This window comes from Streptomyces sp. BL1 (assembly GCF_057628045.1).
Genome location: NZ_JBXYWZ010000002.1, coordinates 4,693,104 through 4,709,952, shown reverse-complemented (window position 1 = coordinate 4,709,952; position 16,849 = coordinate 4,693,104). Strand labels below are relative to the sequence as shown.

16 protein-coding genes are annotated in these 16,849 nt (G+C 72.3%); 8 read left to right on the top strand and 8 right to left on the bottom strand.

The genetic code is table 11. From position 1 onward, the window contains the following. Positions 1–23 precede the first annotated feature (23 nt). A complete protein-coding gene (locus AC3AGO_RS20780) occupies positions 24–866 on the bottom strand; it encodes a MurR/RpiR family transcriptional regulator (protein WP_487821730.1) in 843 nt (280 codons plus the stop codon). Beyond that, complete coding sequence (locus AC3AGO_RS20775) at positions 863–2,392, bottom strand: aromatic amino acid ammonia-lyase (RefSeq protein ID WP_487821729.1); 1,530 nt, start codon at positions 2,390–2,392, stop codon at positions 863–865. The genes AC3AGO_RS20780 and AC3AGO_RS20775 overlap by 4 nt, the downstream gene beginning before the upstream one ends. Positions 2,393–2,544: 152 nt before the next feature. Here AC3AGO_RS20775 and AC3AGO_RS20770 point away from each other — a divergent pair, with 152 nt between their 5' ends. Together AC3AGO_RS20770 and AC3AGO_RS20765 are read left to right on the top strand one after the other, a co-directional pair. Next, the gene (locus AC3AGO_RS20770) at positions 2,545–4,023 is read left to right on the top strand and encodes a purine-cytosine permease family protein (RefSeq protein ID WP_487821728.1); all 1,479 of its coding nucleotides are present in this window, start codon (positions 2,545–2,547) and stop codon (positions 4,021–4,023) included. Further along, positions 4,004–4,435, top strand: coding sequence for a hypothetical protein (locus AC3AGO_RS20765; protein ID WP_487821727.1), 432 nt, complete (start codon positions 4,004–4,006; stop codon positions 4,433–4,435). Before AC3AGO_RS20770 ends, AC3AGO_RS20765 begins: the two co-directional genes overlap by 20 nt. A gap of 289 nt (positions 4,436–4,724) precedes the next feature. Here AC3AGO_RS20765 and AC3AGO_RS20760 read toward each other — a convergent pair whose 3' ends face one another. Then, positions 4,725–6,113: a cystathionine beta-synthase gene (locus AC3AGO_RS20760; RefSeq protein WP_487821726.1), complete on the bottom strand. Its 1,389-nt coding sequence runs from the start codon at positions 6,111–6,113 to the stop codon at positions 4,725–4,727. A 309-nt stretch (positions 6,114–6,422) separates the two neighbouring features. Between AC3AGO_RS20760 and AC3AGO_RS20755 the strand changes: the two genes are divergently transcribed. From AC3AGO_RS20755 to AC3AGO_RS20745, 3 genes are all read left to right on the top strand, one after another. Continuing rightward, positions 6,423–7,463, top strand: a complete 1,041-nt coding sequence (locus AC3AGO_RS20755; protein ID WP_487821725.1) for an SGNH/GDSL hydrolase family protein — start codon at positions 6,423–6,425, stop codon at positions 7,461–7,463. Positions 7,464–7,768: 305 nt separating this feature from the next. Then, positions 7,769–8,989, top strand: a complete 1,221-nt coding sequence (locus AC3AGO_RS20750; RefSeq protein WP_487821724.1) for an acetyl-CoA C-acetyltransferase — start codon at positions 7,769–7,771, stop codon at positions 8,987–8,989. Between the two features lie 254 nt (positions 8,990–9,243). After that, complete coding sequence (locus AC3AGO_RS20745; RefSeq protein WP_487821723.1) at positions 9,244–10,401, top strand: hypothetical protein; 1,158 nt, start codon at positions 9,244–9,246, stop codon at positions 10,399–10,401. A gap of 47 nt (positions 10,402–10,448) precedes the next feature. Here the strand turns inward: AC3AGO_RS20745 and AC3AGO_RS20740 are convergent, their stop codons facing one another. Next, positions 10,449–10,763, bottom strand: a complete 315-nt coding sequence (locus tag AC3AGO_RS20740) for a hypothetical protein (RefSeq protein WP_487821722.1) — start codon at positions 10,761–10,763, stop codon at positions 10,449–10,451. A 98-nt stretch (positions 10,764–10,861) separates the two neighbouring features. Here AC3AGO_RS20740 and AC3AGO_RS20735 point away from each other — a divergent pair, with 98 nt between their 5' ends. After that, a complete protein-coding gene (locus AC3AGO_RS20735; protein ID WP_487821721.1) occupies positions 10,862–11,089 on the top strand; it encodes a DUF4287 domain-containing protein in 228 nt (75 codons plus the stop codon). A gap of 191 nt (positions 11,090–11,280) precedes the next feature. Here AC3AGO_RS20735 and AC3AGO_RS20730 read toward each other — a convergent pair whose 3' ends face one another. Then, positions 11,281–12,141, bottom strand: coding sequence for a Bax inhibitor-1/YccA family protein (locus tag AC3AGO_RS20730; protein WP_487821720.1), 861 nt, complete (start codon positions 12,139–12,141; stop codon positions 11,281–11,283). A 210-nt stretch (positions 12,142–12,351) separates the two neighbouring features. On the opposite strand from AC3AGO_RS20730, the gene AC3AGO_RS20725 reads away from it, so the two are divergent. After that, positions 12,352–12,690: an I78 family peptidase inhibitor gene (locus AC3AGO_RS20725; protein ID WP_487821719.1), complete on the top strand. Its 339-nt coding sequence runs from the start codon at positions 12,352–12,354 to the stop codon at positions 12,688–12,690. Positions 12,691–12,733: 43 nt separating this feature from the next. Here the strand turns inward: AC3AGO_RS20725 and AC3AGO_RS20720 are convergent, their stop codons facing one another. The 3 genes from AC3AGO_RS20720 to AC3AGO_RS20710 form a co-directional block, all read right to left on the bottom strand. Beyond that, positions 12,734–13,786, bottom strand: a complete 1,053-nt coding sequence (locus tag AC3AGO_RS20720) for an NAD(P)-dependent alcohol dehydrogenase (protein ID WP_487821718.1) — start codon at positions 13,784–13,786, stop codon at positions 12,734–12,736. A 158-nt stretch (positions 13,787–13,944) separates the two neighbouring features. After that, positions 13,945–14,649: a phosphonatase-like hydrolase gene (locus AC3AGO_RS20715; protein ID WP_487821717.1), complete on the bottom strand. Its 705-nt coding sequence runs from the start codon at positions 14,647–14,649 to the stop codon at positions 13,945–13,947. Further along, entirely contained in the window at positions 14,646–15,428 is a 783-nt protein-coding gene (locus AC3AGO_RS20710) for a GntR family transcriptional regulator (RefSeq protein WP_487821716.1), read from the bottom strand. The genes AC3AGO_RS20715 and AC3AGO_RS20710 overlap by 4 nt, the downstream gene beginning before the upstream one ends. A gap of 157 nt (positions 15,429–15,585) precedes the next feature. Here AC3AGO_RS20710 and AC3AGO_RS20705 point away from each other — a divergent pair, with 157 nt between their 5' ends. Next, positions 15,586–16,800, top strand: coding sequence for a TIGR03364 family FAD-dependent oxidoreductase (locus AC3AGO_RS20705; protein ID WP_487821715.1), 1,215 nt, complete (start codon positions 15,586–15,588; stop codon positions 16,798–16,800). The last annotated feature ends 49 nt before the right edge of the window (positions 16,801–16,849 follow it).

Here is a 16,849-nt window from a genome sequence, read left to right as displayed (position 1 = left end):
CGGCAGGCAGACAGCCCGCCCGGCTACTCGGCGAACAGGCCGCGTTCCGCGGCGCGCGCGTCGAAGTCCTCCAGCCGGGCCTGCGCGTCCGGCAGGCCGTCGCACATGGCCTCCAGCAGCACCCGCCCGAGCAGCATCGGCGCGCACGCCGTGTCGAAGGCCAGGCCCGTACCGACCGCCGCGGGCAGCAGCAGGTCCTCGGGGCCCGCCACCGGCGCGAACGCGCTGTCCGCGACGGTCACCACGCGCAGCCCGGCCTCGCGCGCGTACTCCAGCGCGGTCACCGTCTCCTGCGGATACCGGGGCAGCGCGAAGCACATCAGCGCGCTCGCGCCGGCCCGTACGCAGCCGTCGATGCGGTCCTCCAGCATCGTGCCGCCCTCGTCCAGCAGCCGGACGTCCGGATGGACCTTCGCCGCGAAGTACGCGAAGCCGCTCGCCTGCGCGGACGCGGCCCGCAGCCCGAGGACCGGCAGCGGCCGGGACGCGGCGAGCACCTGCCCGGCGCGCTCCACCGGCCCCTGGTCGGCGAGCAGTTCGGAGAGGTGCCGCAGATTGTCGATCTCGGCCTGCACGGCCTGCTGGTACGCGTTGCCCTCCTCGTCGCCGTTCCCCGCCGGTGTACCGCCGCCGGGCATCTCCTCGCGGAGCTGTTTGCGCAGCGCCGGATAGCCGTCGAAGCCGAGGGCGACCGCGAAGCGGGTGACGGACGGCTGGCTGACACCGGCCAGTTCGGCGAGTTCCACGCTGGACAGGAACGGCGCGTCGTCGGCGCGCCGCACCATGCAGTGCGCGATACGGCGCTGCGTCGGCGTCAGCTTGTGCCCCTCGAAGAGCTTCAGCAGCCGTGCGCTGGCGCTGCTCATCCCCGTTCCCCACTTCTGTCCTCGTCGGCCGGGCTCCCGCCCGACCCTACGGTGCCGAGCCGGTCGAGTATCCCGGCAGCCGCGGCCACGTCCCCCGTGAGCGGCCGGTCGGTGGTGTCCGGGTCGAGTACGGCGCAGGCCAGCTCGTAGACCCGCCCGGCCGGTGTCGCGGGGTCCGGCACGGTGCCGCGCTGCCGCAACGCGCGGACGGCGGCGACCAGTTCGCACGCGAGCACCTGGCGGTGCAGCTCCGGCATCCGCAGCGCCTGCCGCGCGGCGACGTTCGCGAAGGCGGCCTGTTCCTCGGCGCCCCGCGAGAGCACCGCGTGGTGCAGCGCGGCGGGCTGGGCGAGGGTGGCGAGTTCGGTGAGCGCGGAGGCTGCCGCGTACTCCAGGATCATCACGCCGGAGCTGGCGGACGCCTCGTCGCCGAGGAACGGGCGCAGCCCGGTGATGCCCGGTTCGGCCAGCGAGGCGAGCCGGGCCGTGGACAGCCGCGCCGTCTGGAGGACGGCGGGGCGCAGCCCGTCCAGGGCGTGTGTGACGTGCCCGGCGTAGAAGTTGCCGTGGTGCAGGGCGCCCGCGGCGTCGATGAGGGGGTTCTCCGCCGCGGCGTTGAGGTCGGTGCGCAGCACCCCGTCCAGCGCGTCGGCCGCGTCCAGCGCGGGCCCGTGGACCTGCGGCAGACAGCGGAAGCCGAACGGGTCCTGGATCCTCGCCTCCGGGGCCGGCGGCGCGGGCCGGGCCGGGGCACCGAGCAGGGCCCGCATCCGGGCGGCCGCCGCGAGGGAGCCGGGGTGCGGCCGGGCGAGATGCACGGCCTCGGCGTACGGCTCCCAGGACCCGCCCACGGCGAGCAGCGACAGCGCGGCGACGGAGAGCGTGGCGTCCAGCAGCCGCCGGAACTCCTGGAGGGCGAGGGCCGACTGGCCGAGGGTGAGGGCGCTGCTGCTGATCAGCGCGAGGGCGTCGTTGGTGTCGAGGGCGATGGGCGGGGGCGGCTTGCCGTTCCCCTCCCAGGGGTGTTCGTCGGCGAGGGCGAGTCCCGTCTGGGCGAGCGCGGCGAGGTCGCCGGTGCCGACGGAGCCGTGTTCGTGGACGACCGGGTGCGCGCCGTTCCGCAGCGCCGTGAGCAGCGCGGGCACCACGTCGGGCCGGAGTCCCGCGCCGCCCGCCAGCAGCTGGTTGGCGCGGACCGCGAGCATGGCCCGCACCTCGCGGGCCGGCAGCTGCCGGCCCGTCGCGCCGGCGTGGCTGCGCAGCAGCCGCAGGCCGTGCCCCTCGTCGCCGACGGCCACGCCGCGGTTGGCGCCGACGCCGGTACTGCGCCCGTACACCCGGCTCGTCGCGGCGTGCCGGATGGCCGCCCGCCAGGCGTTCTCGACCCGGTCGCGGGCCGCGGGTTCGGCCTCGGGCGCGGGCGCCAGCACGCCGTCGGCGATGCCCGCGACCGTACGGCCGGTGAGCGTGCGCCCGTCCAGCACCACCGCGTCGCTCAGCACTTCTCTGCGTACATCTGTGAGCACAAGTAACCGCCCTTTAACTCCCACCCCTTGACACCCTATTCACACACCCATGACTCTGCATGACTATATGCAGCCAAGCAAGGGACAGCGGACGATCAGCTTCCAGGCAGCCGGCAAGCGTTAGCCGCTGCGGACCGAAAGGCAGGACCCCCATGGCCACCGCGCTCGTCGAGCGGCGCTCGATCGACGTCGTCCCCGACGACGAACGACACGGCAGCGCCTTCAGCCAGTTCACCCTCTGGCTGGGCGCCAATCTGCAGATCACCGCGGTGGTGACAGGCGCACTCGCCGTCGTCTTCGGGGCGAGTGCCCTCTGGGCCGTGCTCGGTCTCGCCCTCGGCAACCTGCTGGGCGGTGCCGTGATGGCCCTGCATTCGGCGCAGGGCCCACGGCTCGGCCTGCCACAGATGATCTCCTCCCGCGCCCAGTTCGGGGTGCGCGGCGCGATCGTCCCGCTGCTGCTGGTCATCCTGATGTACGTGGGCTTCTTCGCCAGCGGCACCGTTCTCGCGGGCCAGGCCGTAGGACAGCTCACGCACCTCGGCGACACCACGGGCATCATCGTCTTCGGCGTCATCACCGCGGTGACGGCCGCCGTCGGCTACAAGCTGATCCACGCCATCGGCCGGATCGCCTCCGTCGTCTGCGCACTCACCTTCGTCTACCTCGGCTTCCGGCTGCTGGAGCGCGCCGACCTCGGCACGCTGCTCGCCGACCGGGAGTTCGGCCTGCCGGTGTTCCTGCTCGCCATCTCGCTGTCCGCCTCGTGGCAGCTGGCCTTCGGCCCGTACGTCGCCGACTACTCCCGCTATCTGCCGCGCACGACCTCGGCCCGCGCCACGTTCTGGTGGACGCTCGGCGGCAGCGCGCTCGGCTCGCAGTGGTCGATGACGTTCGGCGCGCTCGCCGCGGCGGCCGCGGGCAACGCCTTCGTCGGGCACGAGGTGGGCTACATCGTGGGCCTCGGCGGCGCCGGACTGGCCGCCTCCGTCCTCTACTTCGTCATCGCGCTGGGCAAGCTGACCATCAACGTGCTCAACACGTACGGCGGTTTCATGTCGCTGGTCACCAGCGTCAGCGGCTTCCGCGGCCAGAAGGAGATCACGCAGCGCACCCGGGCCGCGTACATCGGCGGCATCATGGTCGCCGGCACCGCCCTCGCGCTGATCGGCAAGGACAGCTTCCTGACCTCGTTCAAGGACTTCCTGCTGTTCCTGCTGACCTTCTTCACGCCGTGGTCCGCCATCAACCTCGTCGACTACTACCTGATCGCCAAGGAGCGCTACGACCTGCCCGCGCTCTCCGACCCCGCGGGCCGCTACGGCGCCTGGCGGCGGACGGCGCTGTCGGTGTACGGCATCGGCGTCCTCGCCCAACTGCCCTTCCTGGCCACGCACTTCTACACCGGTCCGCTGGTCGCTCCGCTCGGCGGGGCCGACATCTCGTGGCTGGTGGGCCTGGCCGTACCGGCAGTGCTGTACTGGCTGCTCGCCCGCCGGGACACGGCACACCTCGACGGCCTCCCCTCGCCCAAGGACGCGGCGTCCCCCAGGGAGAAGTCGGGGGCTACCCCCACTGTCCCGGACGCCGGACAGCCGTACCGTGCCGAGCATGGAAGCACGCGACCCTGAGCTCAAACGCGACCTGGAAGCGACCTTGCAGACCCGCAAGGAGCTCGGTCCGGAGTACGAGAACGAACTCGTCGACTCCTTCGTCGGCAAGGTCGAACAGCGCATCGACGCGGTGGTCGACAAGCGGGTCCGGCGCCAACTCGCCGAACAGCAGATGGTGGTGGCCCGCAACGGCTCCCGCCCCGCACAGGGCGGCGGCCAGCCGTACAGCTACCCCGACGGCCTCGGGGCCCGGCTGGGACTGGCCATCGCCTCGCTCGTGCTGGCCATCCCGCTGTCCGCCATCGCCGTGGCCAACGCGGGCCTGCCCGGCCTGCTGATCTGCTGGGGAGGCATCGTGGGGGTCAACGCCCTGCAGGCGAGCCGCTCCTGGTTCGGCGACAAGGAGGAACGGCCTCCCCGGAGGGAGTGAACCGCGGGCATGTCCCGCGGAACGACGGAGGGGGAAGTGACGGGGCGGGGACCGCCGCACCCTGGTGCAAGCACCAAGGGCGGGACGACGGCGGTCCCCGCCGGGACGCGGCCCGTCTCTCAACAGGCGGCGTCCTGGGCGTCCGTGGAGGTCCGGGAGCCGCTCCGGAGGTCCTCGACGCCGACACCCACCAATGTGCCGTACGGGTGTTAACCGCGCTTTTCGACGCCGTGACACTTGGGAACTGACTGGGCGACAGCCCGGATCGGGCCGGGCTGCCGCCCGGCCCTCACTTCGCCTCGCGCGCCAGGTAGGACAGCAGGTCCTGCCGGCTCACGACGCCCACCGGCTTGCCGTCCGCCAGGACGACGGCCGCGTCCTGGCCCTGCAGCACCGCCATCAGATCGCCGACGGCCTCGCCGGAGCCAACGTGCGGCAGCGGCCCGCTCATGTGCTTCTCCAGCGGGTCCCCGAGGGAGGCCCGCTGCGCGAACAGCGCGTCCAGCAGCTCCCGTTCGACGACGGAGCCGACGACCTCGGCCGCCATCACGTCCGGGTGCCCGGCCCCCGGCTTGACCACGGGCATCTGCGAGACGCCGTACTCGCGCAGCACGTCGATGGCCTCGCCGACGGTCTCCTCCGGGTGCATGTGGACAAGGGTGGGGATCGGCCCCTCCTTGTGCCGCAGCACGTCCCCGACCCGTACGGACGCCGGTCCGCCCTCGTCGAGGAAGCCGTAGTCGTTCATCCAGTCGTCGTTGAAGATCTTGCTGAGGTAGCCGCGGCCGCTGTCCGGCAGCAGGACGACGACCACGTCGTCGGGGCCGAGCCGGCGGGCCACCTCCAGCGCGCCGACGACGGCCATCCCGCAGGAGCCGCCGACCAGCAGCCCCTCCTCCTTCGCCAGCCGCCGCGTCATCTGGAAGGAGTCCTTGTCGGTGACACCGACGATCTCGTCGGCGACCTCCCGGTCGTACGCCTCCGGCCAGAAGTCCTCACCGACGCCCTCGACGAGGTACGGCCGCCCGGACCCGCCCGAGTACACCGACCCCTCCGGGTCGGCGCCCACGACCCGGACCCGGCCGCCGCTGGCCTCCTTGAGGTAGCGGCCCGTCCCGGAGATGGTGCCGCCGGTGCCGATGCCGGTCACGAAGTGCGTGATCCGCCCGTCGGTCTGCTTCCACAGCTCGGGGCCCGTCGACTCGTAGTGCGAGCGCGGGTTGTCGGGGTTGCTGTACTGGTCCGGCTTCCACGCACCCGGCGTCTCCCGCACCAGCCGGTCGGAGACGTTGTAGTACGAATCGGGGTGCTCGGGATCCACGGCGGTCGGGCACACCACCACCTCGGCCCCGTAGGCGCGCAGCACATTGATCTTGTCCGTGGACACCTTGTCCGGGCAGACGAAGATGCACCGGTATCCCTTGCGCTGGGCGACCATGGCCAGACCCACGCCGGTGTTGCCGGACGTCGGTTCGACGATCACTCCACCGGGCTGCAGCGCGCCGGACGCCTCGGCCGACTCGATCATCCGCAGCGCGATCCTGTCCTTCACGGACCCGCCGGGGTTGAAGTACTCGACTTTCGCCAGGACGGTTGCCTGGACTCCCTCCGTCACACTGTTCAGCTTGACCAGCGGGGTGTTGCCGACAAGCTCGATCATGGACTCGTGATACTGCAACGTGGTCTCCGCGTATCAGTCGGGGGTGGCGCCTTCGCGTACCCGTACAGCCAGCCTATTGCTCAGGTTGTTCTCGTGATGTCGTTCCGGCCGGAGGTCCGGGGCTGCCCCCGGGCCGGCGCGGTGGCAACAGGCGCCCGCCTCATACGCGTTGCACGGCGGGCCGCAACGGGCAACACAGTCATGAGGGGCGCAAAGCAGCGCGCCCGCAGGGCGCACGGCGGGGCGCTCACACCTGCGCACCCTCACACGGAACCACGGGAATCCGGGAACACCCGGACGGCACACCCAGGAGGCGGGAACAGCAACATGCCGATGTCGAAGGCAGCGACCGCAAGGGTCGCACGGCGGATCGCCACCGCGGCCGCGTACGGCGGCGGGGGAATCGGCCTGCTCGGGGGCGCCACGATCGGCCTGTTGCTCACCGAAGTGCAGCTGGCCAAACGCAAAGTGGGCGGCTCCCACGTGGAACCTCCCCTCGCCGACGGGCTGTACGGCTCCGCCTTCGCCCAACTCCACGCGGGGCGCCCCGTACGGCTCGGGTTCCTCGGCGACTCCACTGCCGCGGGCCAGGGCGTGCACCGGCCGCGCCAGACGCCGGGCGCCCTGCTCGCCTCGGCGCTCGCCGCCGTCGCCGAACGCCCGGTGGAACTCCGCAACGTGGCACTCCCCGGCGCCCAGTCCGACGATCTGGAGCGGCAGGTCACCCTGCTGCTCGGCGAACACGAGGCGTCCCACGCGCCGGACGTCTGCATCATCATGATCGGCGCGAACGACGTCACCCACCGCACCCCGCCCGCCCGTTCGGTCCGGATGCTCTCGGACGCGGTGGCCCGGCTGCGCACAGCGGGCTGCGAGGTGGTCGTCGGCACCTGCCCTGATCTCGGCACCATCGAGCCGGTCGGCCAGCCGCTGCGCTGGGTGGCCCGGCGGCTGAGCCGTCAGCTGGCGGCGGCGCAGACGATCGCCGTGGTCGAGGAGGGCGCCCGTACGGTCTCGCTGGGCGACCTGCTGGGCCCGGAGTTCCTGGCCAACCCGCGCGAACTGTTCGGCCCCGACAACTACCACCCCTCCGCGGAGGGTTACGCCACGGCGGCGATGGCGGTGCTGCCCACCCTGTGCGCGGCGCTGGGCCTGTGGCCCACCGAGGACGAACGCCCGGACGCGGCACGCCGCGAGGGCATCCTGCCGGTCGCCCGCGCCGCGGCGGAGGCCGCGGCCGAGGGCGGTACGGAGGTCGCGGGCGTCCGCGGCCCGTGGGCCCTCCTCAAACACCGCCGCCGCAGGCGCCTCCCCCCGGCCGAGGACGTCACCCCCCACGAGGAAGGCGCAGACGCAGACGCACGCTGAACGACCGGCGCGCTCGCGGGCTGTGTTCTGCGGGGCTGCCCCAGGAGCCCCGACAAGGGGCGCGGGGAACTGCGCAAACCCCAGCGGCGCCGCAGCCGCCCGACGACAGGGGGGCGCGGGGAACTGCGCATCAAGGGGCGCGGGGAACTGCGCAGTTGACGGCGAACGAACCGCAACGCGGCATTGCGCCGCGACCAAGCGCACGCTTAGAAAAGAGGTCCGCGTCACACGCCTACTGCCGTGACCCCGGCCCTACGTGCGGGTAGCTTCCCGCACAGCCCCAACCTTCTTCCCACGGAGCCGTGATGCCCGAAGCAGTGATCGTTTCTGCCGCCCGCTCACCCATCGGACGCGCCTTCAAGGGCTCCCTCAAGGACGTCCGCCCCGACGATCTGACCGCCGGGATCGTCCGGGCCGCGCTCGACAAGGTGCCCGAGCTCGACCCCACCCAGATCGACGACCTCATGCTCGGCTGCGGCCTGCCCGGCGGCGAGCAGGGCCACAACCTCGGCCGGGTCGTCGCCGTACAGCTGGGCATGGACCATCTGCCCGGCTGCACGGTCACCCGCTACTGTTCCTCCTCGCTGCAGACCAGCCGGATGGCACTGCACGCCATCAAGGCGGGCGAGGGCGATGTGTTCATCTCGGCCGGCGTCGAGACCGTCTCGCGGCAGATCAACGGCTCCTCCGACGGCATGCCGAACACCCACAACCCGCTCTTCGCCGACGCCGAGGCACGTACCGCCGCGCGCGCCGAGCAGGGCGGCGAGGGCTGGACCGACCCGCGTGCGGACGGCCAGGTACCGGACGTCTACATGGCGATGGGCCAGACCGCGGAGAACCTCGCCCGGCACAAGGGCGTCACCCGCCGCGAGATGGACGAGTTCGGCGTCCGCTCGCAGAACCTCGCCGAGAAGGCCATCAAGGACGGCTTCTGGGAGCGCGAGATCACCCCGGTGACCACCCCGGACGGCACCGTCGTCAGCAAGGACGACGGCCCGCGCGCGGGTGTGTCCCTGGAGGCCGTCGAGGGCCTCAAGCCGGTCTTCCGCCCCGACGGCCTGGTGAACGCGGGCAACTGCTGCCCGCTCAACGACGGTGCCGCCGCGCTCGTCATCATGTCCGACACCAAGGCCCGCGAGCTGGGCCTGACCCCGCTCGCGCGGATCGTGTCCACCGGCGTCTCCGGACTCTCCCCCGAGATCATGGGCTACGGCCCGGTCGAGGCCAGCAAGCAGGCACTGGCCCGCGCCGGGATGACCATCGGCGACATCGATCTCGCCGAGATCAACGAGGCGTTCGCCGCCCAGGTCATTCCCTCCTACCAGGACCTCGGCATCGACCTGGACAAGCTGAACGTGAACGGCGGCGCCATCGCGGTCGGCCACCCCTTCGGCATGACCGGCGCCCGGATCACCACCACGCTGATCAACTCGCTCCAGTGGCACGACAAGCAGTTCGGCCTGGAGACCATGTGCGTGGGCGGCGGCCAGGGCATGGCCATGGTGCTGGAGCGCCTCAGCTGAGGAGCCCCCGCGGGCGGCCCGGGGAATTGTTGCCCAGCTCACCTTCCCCTCCATAAAAGCGAGATCAAATGGCCCCCAGGATGTGATTTAGGTCCTGGGGGCCTTGGATTACCCCTGGTCACAGCGGTGAGGCCAAAAGGCCAGGTCCTTTCCACCTGTCCCTTTCGCGATGTTTTGCTCTACGGTCCAATAAGGCTTACCGGCAAAGCTGAGGTAAGAATTCGGGGGAACGATTCGGAACCGGGAGTACGACAGTGAGCGCCATATCCCTCATCCTGCTCGTGGCCGCGGCCATAGCCGTGGCACTCGGCGCCGCCGCCCTGCACACCGTCCGCGGCCTGCGCGGTGAGCTCGTCGCGCTGCGCACCCAGCTCGCCGCCGCGGGCCGGCCGCAGACCGCCGACGCGGCCGTGCCCGCCGCCCGCACCGCGGACGCCGAGCACCCCCAGGCCGCCGCACAGCCCGCCACCGTGGGCGGCCCCGCACACTCCGCCACCAACTGCGCCGGCTCCTCCGGTTCCGGATCCGCCGGCGCGGGCCCGGACGAGATCCGGGCCGCCGTCGCCGACGCCCTCGCCGAGGAGCGGGAGCGCGAACTCGCCGAAGCGCGCGCCTTCTGGGCCGCGCAGGAGGCGCGCGACGCGGAGAACGACAACGGCTCGCTGCTGGCGGGCCAGGACGCCGAGTACGAGTACGGCGAGCTTCCCGACACCGACCCGGTCGGCCCGTCCGGCCTGGAGGCGGCACTCCTCGACGCGCTCCTCGAGGGCCGGCTGGAGGACAGCACCCTCGACGCGCTGGGCCGGCTGCCCGACGAGGGCAGCGCGTTCATCCCCCGTCAGGCGACGCGCGACGACGTGGAGCCCGACTTCGACCACGGGCCCGAGGTCGTCGAACCCACGGGCCCCGGCGGCCAGATGGACCGCGCCGAGCCCGCCGAGCACCTCGAAGCCGGCCTCGACCCCGGCTTCGACCCGGGCTTCGAGTCCGGCGAGGAGTCGCCCGAACTCGCCGCGGCCCGCCGCCGGCACCCCTCGCAGCGCGACTACACCCTGAACGGCGACCCCGTCGTCCCGGCCCCCGCGAGCCCCGCCTCGCCGCGCACCACCACCGACCGGGAGCGCACCCTGAGCCGGCTCACCGAGCTCGCCGAGGAGGGCACCCCGCTCGCGGACGTCCGCCCCGGCCCGCTCGGCACGCTGGACGTGTACGTCTTCGCCGACGGCACCACGGTCTGCCTGTCGCCCGGCCACCACGAGACCGCGGACCTGCTCACCGGCGCACTGCGGCGCGGCGAGTTCCCCGTCCTGATGGGCGGTTCGGCGATCTCCGGCGCCTACGCGCTGACCTTCGCCTACGGTCCGGGCCACACCGTCTATCTGCTGGCCGACCGGGTCATCGCCTCTCTCTGAGGCATCCTCCGCCGACCCGCGGGACCGGCCGCACCCGCCGGACTCCGCTAGCCGAGGTCCGCTTCCCGTACGACCCGCACCGCTTCCTCCACGGCGGCGGCCTCCGCGTCAACCGCGTGCAGCGCCGCCGCCAGATCGTGTCCGGCGACCGCGAGTTGGTCGCCGACAGCGAATTCTCCGGCCTCCGGCATCACGTACGGCTCCCTCCCGGGGAACTCCAGACGCTGCGCCCGCACCGCCAACTCGCGTGCCAGGGCGAGCCCTTCACCTGCGGCACCCCGGCGCAGAGCGCTCTGCGGGAGCGCGCGCAAACGGTCTGCGAGCCGGTCCACGGCGGCGGTCAACGGGGTCGTATCGGGCACGCCGCAACCCTACGCGCTGCCCTCAGACTGTTGCCAACGCCCCAACGCTCAGGCACGGTGCAGTGAAGGAGTCCATAAGGAAGCGTCCGGAGGCGCCGATGTCCCAAGTCTTCTCCGAGGAGACCCACCGGAACATGCTCTCCCGAATCCCCCACTGCACCGGTCGTGAAGTGTCCGACTGGATCCGCACAGTCGATGAAGGCCCCTCACTCTTCCGCTTCGAGGAGAAGGTCAGCTGGCTGCGCGGCGAGCACGATCTGGCGCACGGGCACGCCAAGGCAATCGTCCACGAATACGACCTGCGGCGCGCAGCGCGCAAACTCTGAAGGCACCACAGTCCGCACTCCTCCTCACAACGGCGAAGGGCCCGTGGGACGGTCTCCGTCCCACGGGCCCTTCTGCCGTGCGTGTGCGCTCCGCTGGGGAGCGCCGTTTTTGTGTGCTCCCGGAGGGGTGGGCGGCTGCGGTCCGGCACGTGGCCGGGTTCGCGCAGTTCCCCGCGCCCCTTCGGGACGCGCTAGTTGTCGTTCAGGATGGCGATCAGCCGCAGGAACTCCAGGTAGATCCACACCAGGGTGAGGGTCAGCCCGAAGGCCGCCAGCCACGACTCCTCCTTGGGGGCGCCGTACGCGATGCCGTCCTCGATCTGCTTGAAGTCCAGCGCGAGGAACAGTGCGCCGAGCACCACACCGGCGATGCCCAGGATGATGCCCAGACCACCGCTGCGGAAGCCGAGACCGTCACCGCCGCCGAACACGGCGAACAGCAGGTTCACCGCCATCAGCAGGATGAAGCCGACCGCCGCGATCATCACGAAGCGGTAGAAGCGCTGGGTGACGCGGATGATGCGCGTCTTGTACAGCACCAGCATGGCGACGAACACGCACATCGTGCCCAACACGGCCTGCATGGCCGCGCCGTTGGCGATCTGCTGGTCGATGAACCGGCTGATCGCTCCGAGGAAGAGCCCCTCGAACGCGGCGTACGCCAGGATCAGCGCGGGCGAGGCCTTGCGCTTGAAGGACTGCACCAGGCCGAGCACCATCGCGACCAGCGCGGCGCCGATGGCGATCGGCAGCGACACCTCGGCGATCCACGAGACGGCGGCCATCACGATCACGAGGCCGAGGGTCATCCCGGTACGGGCGACCACGTCGTCCATCGTCATGACCCCGGACCGCGGCGGCGCCGCCGGCGGTGCGGCGTACGGCTGCCCGGCGGGCTGCGTCTGCTGCTGGGCGTAAGGCTGTTGCTGCTGGGCGTAGGGATTCGTCGCGTACGGGTTCCCGGCCTGCGGCGCCTGACCGGCCTGGAAGCCGGCATAGCCGTTGTCCCGACTGAACCCCCGTCGCGAGAAGACCGGGTTGCTGCTCCTCATCTCACTCCTCCATGGCCGCACGGCACGGCCTTGCCTACAGGGTAATGGGTTAGCAAAACCCGCACGCTAGTGCAGGGGAAGAACGAAGGAAAGGGTGGACCTTGTTCCCGGACGCCCGCCACGCCCACGTACGAGTGATAGCCGGGCCTCCTTGCCGCTTCTCCTTTATTACTACTGCTTCCTGACCGCCCCGCGAAGGGAGCTCTCCCCGTGTTCGACCGTTTCCGCCGTTCGTCCGGTTCGCCCAGTCCGTCCCGCCGGGTGCTGGGCGCCACCGCGCTGGCAGCCGGGGGCATGCTGCTCGTCCCGGCCGCCTCCGTGGCGGACGCCGCGCCGCTGCCCCTGCCGCTCGTCCAGCACGAGCGCCCCGCCCCGGACCACTACCTCGGCATGCCCTGTGACCAGGCCAGGAACAAGGCGGAGGCGGACGGTTACGAGTCCGTCCGCGTCGTCGAGCAGGGCCAGGTCATGACGCAGGAGTACATGCCGGAGCGGCTCACGCTGCACTGTGACGCCGAGGGCCTCATCGAGAAGGCGGCGATGGGCTGACCCGGAACGGCGGCCGGGACACAGCGCGGCCGGGGTGCCGGTGTCAGTCCTGCGGCCGGACCAGCGGCTTGACCGTCGACGGGTCGTCGGCGCCCACCGTGAGCGCCCGCGCCGAGTCCCGCAGTCCGAACCGGTGCGAGACCAGCCGGTCCAGGTCGACCTCGCCGGATGCGGCGAGGCCGATCGCCGTCGGCCAGGTGTTGGCGTACCGGAAGGTGCCGGTCAGCTCGATCTCGCGCGTCTGTACGTGGGCCAACGGCAGCGGCATGGTGTCGCCGCCCATGCCGACCAGCACCACCCGTCCCGCCCGTCCCACGGAGCGGATCGCCTCGTCGGCCGCGGCGGGATTGCCGGAGCACTCCAGCAGCACGCTCGGCTCGAATTCGAGCTCGGCGAGGCGCTGTTCGCGTACGTCGACCGTGGCCGTCGCGCCCAGTTCCGCGGCGAGGGCGAGTCGGCGCGGTGACACGTCCGTCACCACGACCTCGCTCGCACCGAAGGCCAGTGCCGTCTGCAGGGCGACCAGGCCGATCGGCCCCGCACCGGTCACCAGCACCCGCGCGCCGGGCGCGACCCGCCCCTTCTGGCACGCCCACACGCCGACCGACAGCGGCTCCAGCAGCGCGGCGCCCTCCACGCTGACGGACTCCGGCACGGGGTGCGCGAAGTCGGCGTCCACGGCGACGTATCCGCACAGCGCGCCGTCGACAGGCGGGGTGGCGTAGAAGGTCACGTCGGGGCACAGGTTGTACCGGCCGTGCCGGCACTCGGCGCAGCGCCCGCACGGTACGCCGGGCTCGATGGAGACCCGCTGCCCCTCGTGCCGGCCGCGTACGCCGTCGCCGATTCCGACGACGGTGCCGCCCGGTTCGTGGCCGAGCACCATGGGGGCGCGGACCACGAAGTCGCCGAGCCGGCCGTGCTCGTAGAAGTGCACGTCGGATCCGCAGATCCCGACGGCCTCCACGCGCACCAGCACCTCTCCGGGGCCGGGCCGGGGCACCTGCCGTTCCTCCACCACGAGCTTTCCGGGCTCGTGCAGAACCGCCGCGCCCATGCTCTCGGGTACGTACGACGGCACCGTGCTGCTGCCCATTCCGGCCTCCTCGCCGCTCCACCAGGTACGGGATCCATCCGTACCCGCGCCCCCGCCCCCTCACAAGGGCGCGGACGGCAACGGGCAGGAGCGGGCGTCGGGGAGACGGGAACGGTCGGTGCCGACGGTCCGTCAGCCGGCCCGGAGCGGGGCGCGGTTCAGGCCGCGGGGACGGTGTCGAGGGCCGGGACGCCGGCGACGCTGTCCAGGACGCGGGTGTGCGGGTGGGCCTCCATCGCGGCGCGGGACAGCTCGCCGGTGAGCACGCCGACGACCTCGCCGGCGCCGGCGTTCATCCCGGCCTCCAGGTCGACCAAGGTGTCGCCCGCGGCCAGCACACGCCGTACGTCGACCACGCCGGTCTTCTCCATGGCGCGGTGGATCATGTGTGGCGCCGGCCTGCCGCGGGGCACCTCGTCGGAGGTGACGATGGCGTCGAGGTTGCCGCCCTCCCCCGTCGACCAGCCCAGCGACTCCAGCAGCGGTCCGGCGACGTCGTCGCTGAAGCCCGTGGTCAGGGCCACCTTGACGCCGCGTTCGCGGAGCTGCGCGAGCGCCTTCTCGGCGCCGGCCAGCGGCACCGGCGGTGTGTCGGCGTACGCCCGGCGCAGGATGCCGCGGAAGTCGGCGTAGGCCTCCTCCACCAGCTCGGGCGTCGGCGTACCGCCGCCGATGCGGACCAGCGCGTGGATGGCCTCCCGCTTGTCGGTGCCCATCCAGGTCTGCAAGTCGCCCTTGTCGACGGCCACTCCGGTGTGCTCGACGCAGCCGCGCAGCGCCGCGTAGACGGCGCCGTGCTCGTCGACGGTGGTGCCGGCCATGTCGAAGACGGCCAGCTCGATCACGGGGCTCTGGTCGGTCATGCGGGGTCTCCCTCATCCGTGCCGTGCCGCCCGACGACGGTCCGGCCCTCGACGGTGTTCTCTACGGTGAAGTTGGCCATCGACGGCAGATAGCGGTCGTCGGCGCTCTCCAGCGGCACGTCGTGCGCGGAGAACGTCCTGCGCCGCACCCGGAGCAGCGGGTGTCCCTCGTCGACGCGGAGCAGCTCCGCGTCCTGGGCCCCGGCGGCGACGGCGTCGATGGTGTGGCGTGCGTGGTGCAGGTCGACGTCGAGCTTGCGCAGCGCCGCGTAGATCGACCCGGCGTCCGGGTCGAAGTCGAAGAGGTGCCGCCCGACGTCGTGGACGAAGGCGGACCGCTCGACCATGGCGGGGATCCCGTCGAGCAGCCGGAGCCGGACGAGTTCGACGACGGGGGCGCCCTCCTCGACGGCCAGCCGCTGCGCGACGTACGGGCCGGCGCGGCGGCGGGCGACCTCGACGGTCACCTGCCCCGGCTCCCTGCCGACGGTGCGGGCCCACTGCGTGAAGGAGATCAGCGAGGAGAACGGCTGGGACGGCGTCGTACGGCAGGCGACGGGCGGCTTGCCGCGCCCCCCGACGAGATTCCCGTCCCGGCGCAGCAGCGCGAGCGCCTGGCGCACCGGGCCGCGGGACGTCCCGAACTCCCGGCACAGCCGGGCCTCGCTGGGCACCGGCTCGCCCTCGGGCCACTCGCCGGACTCGATGCGGCGCAGGAACTCCGCGCCCAGCTGCTGATGGAGCGGCTGCTCCCCGGCTTCTCCCTTACTTGTCTTCACAAGCCGACTATGACACCCCGCGGCCGCCCCTTCCAAGCCCCCCCGCGGTGACCGCCCGGAGAACCCCCGACGACGGGAAGACGCCGAAAGTAAACACGGCGGAAACTTGTATACACAGCCCTTGCCCCCGGCCTGCAAGCCGACGCACGCTCCTCCCATGAGCACTGCAGTGACAGCGACCGGAGACAGCACCGGGCCCGGCACCGACGACCGGTCCGGACACAGCGATCTGGTGATCGTCGGGGCCGGCATCGTCGGCCTCTCGCACGCGTACGAGGCGGTGCGCCGGGGTCTCTCCGTGACCGTCGTCGAGCGGGACACCCAGCCGGTGGGCGCCTCCATCCGCAACTTCGGCCACTGCTGCGTCACCGCACAGCACGGGGAACTCCTCGACCTCGCCCACGCGTCCCGGGCCGGCTGGCTGCGGGCCGCGGAGAGCACCGGCATGTGGGCCGAGGAGGCGGGCGCGTACGTGGTCGCCCGTACGGAGACCGAGCTCGCCGTCCTGGAGGAGCTGCGCGCCGAACGGGGGGACGCCTCGGTGCGGATGGGCACGGCGGAGCAGATCGCCGGGGTCCTCGGGCGCGACGACCGCGGCGGGACCGGCGCCCAGAGCGCGCGGGGCGGCCGGGTCCTGGGCGGCGCCTTCCTCCCGGACGACCTGCGGGTGAACCCCCGTACGGCCGCACCGGCGCTCGCCGAGTGGTTGTCCATACAGCCCAACGCCCGGATCCTGTGGGGCACTTCCGTACTCGGCGCGGAGACCGGGACGGTGCACACCAGCCGCGGCCCCGTGTACGGCGAGCAGGTGCTGGTCTGTGTCGGACACGACCTGGACCGGCTGTTCCCGGGCGCGGCCGAGGAGCACGGCATCGTCCGCTGCCGGCTCAACATGGCCCGCGTCACGGCACCGGACGCCTTCCGTACGCACGCCGCGGTGCTCACCAACACCTCGATGCTGCGCTACGACGGTTTCACCGCGCAGCCCTCGGCCGCGGCGCTGCGGGAGGAAACGACGGCGCACAGCCCGGAGTTGGTGGACATCGGCGCCAACGTGATGTGCACGCGGCTGCCCGACGGCACGGTGCTCGCCGGCGACTCGCACCACTACGGCGTGACGGCACACCCGTTCCTGGACGAGCGCACCTCGGGGCTGCTTCTGGACGCGCTTGCCGGGCTGCTCGGAGCCCGGCGCCTCGAGGTACTGGAGCGGTGGCAGGGCGTGTACGCCAGCAGTCCCCGAGGGCCCCTCCTGGTACGGGAGTTCGCGCCCGGCGTGCGGGCCCTATCCGTCACGTCCGGCATCGGCATGACCCTCGCCTTCGGCCTCGCCGCGGCGACGTTCGACGGTACGTTGCGGGTCACGGCCTGAGGGGCGTGTGGTTTGCGCAGTTCCCCGCGCCCCTTATCGGGGCCCACCC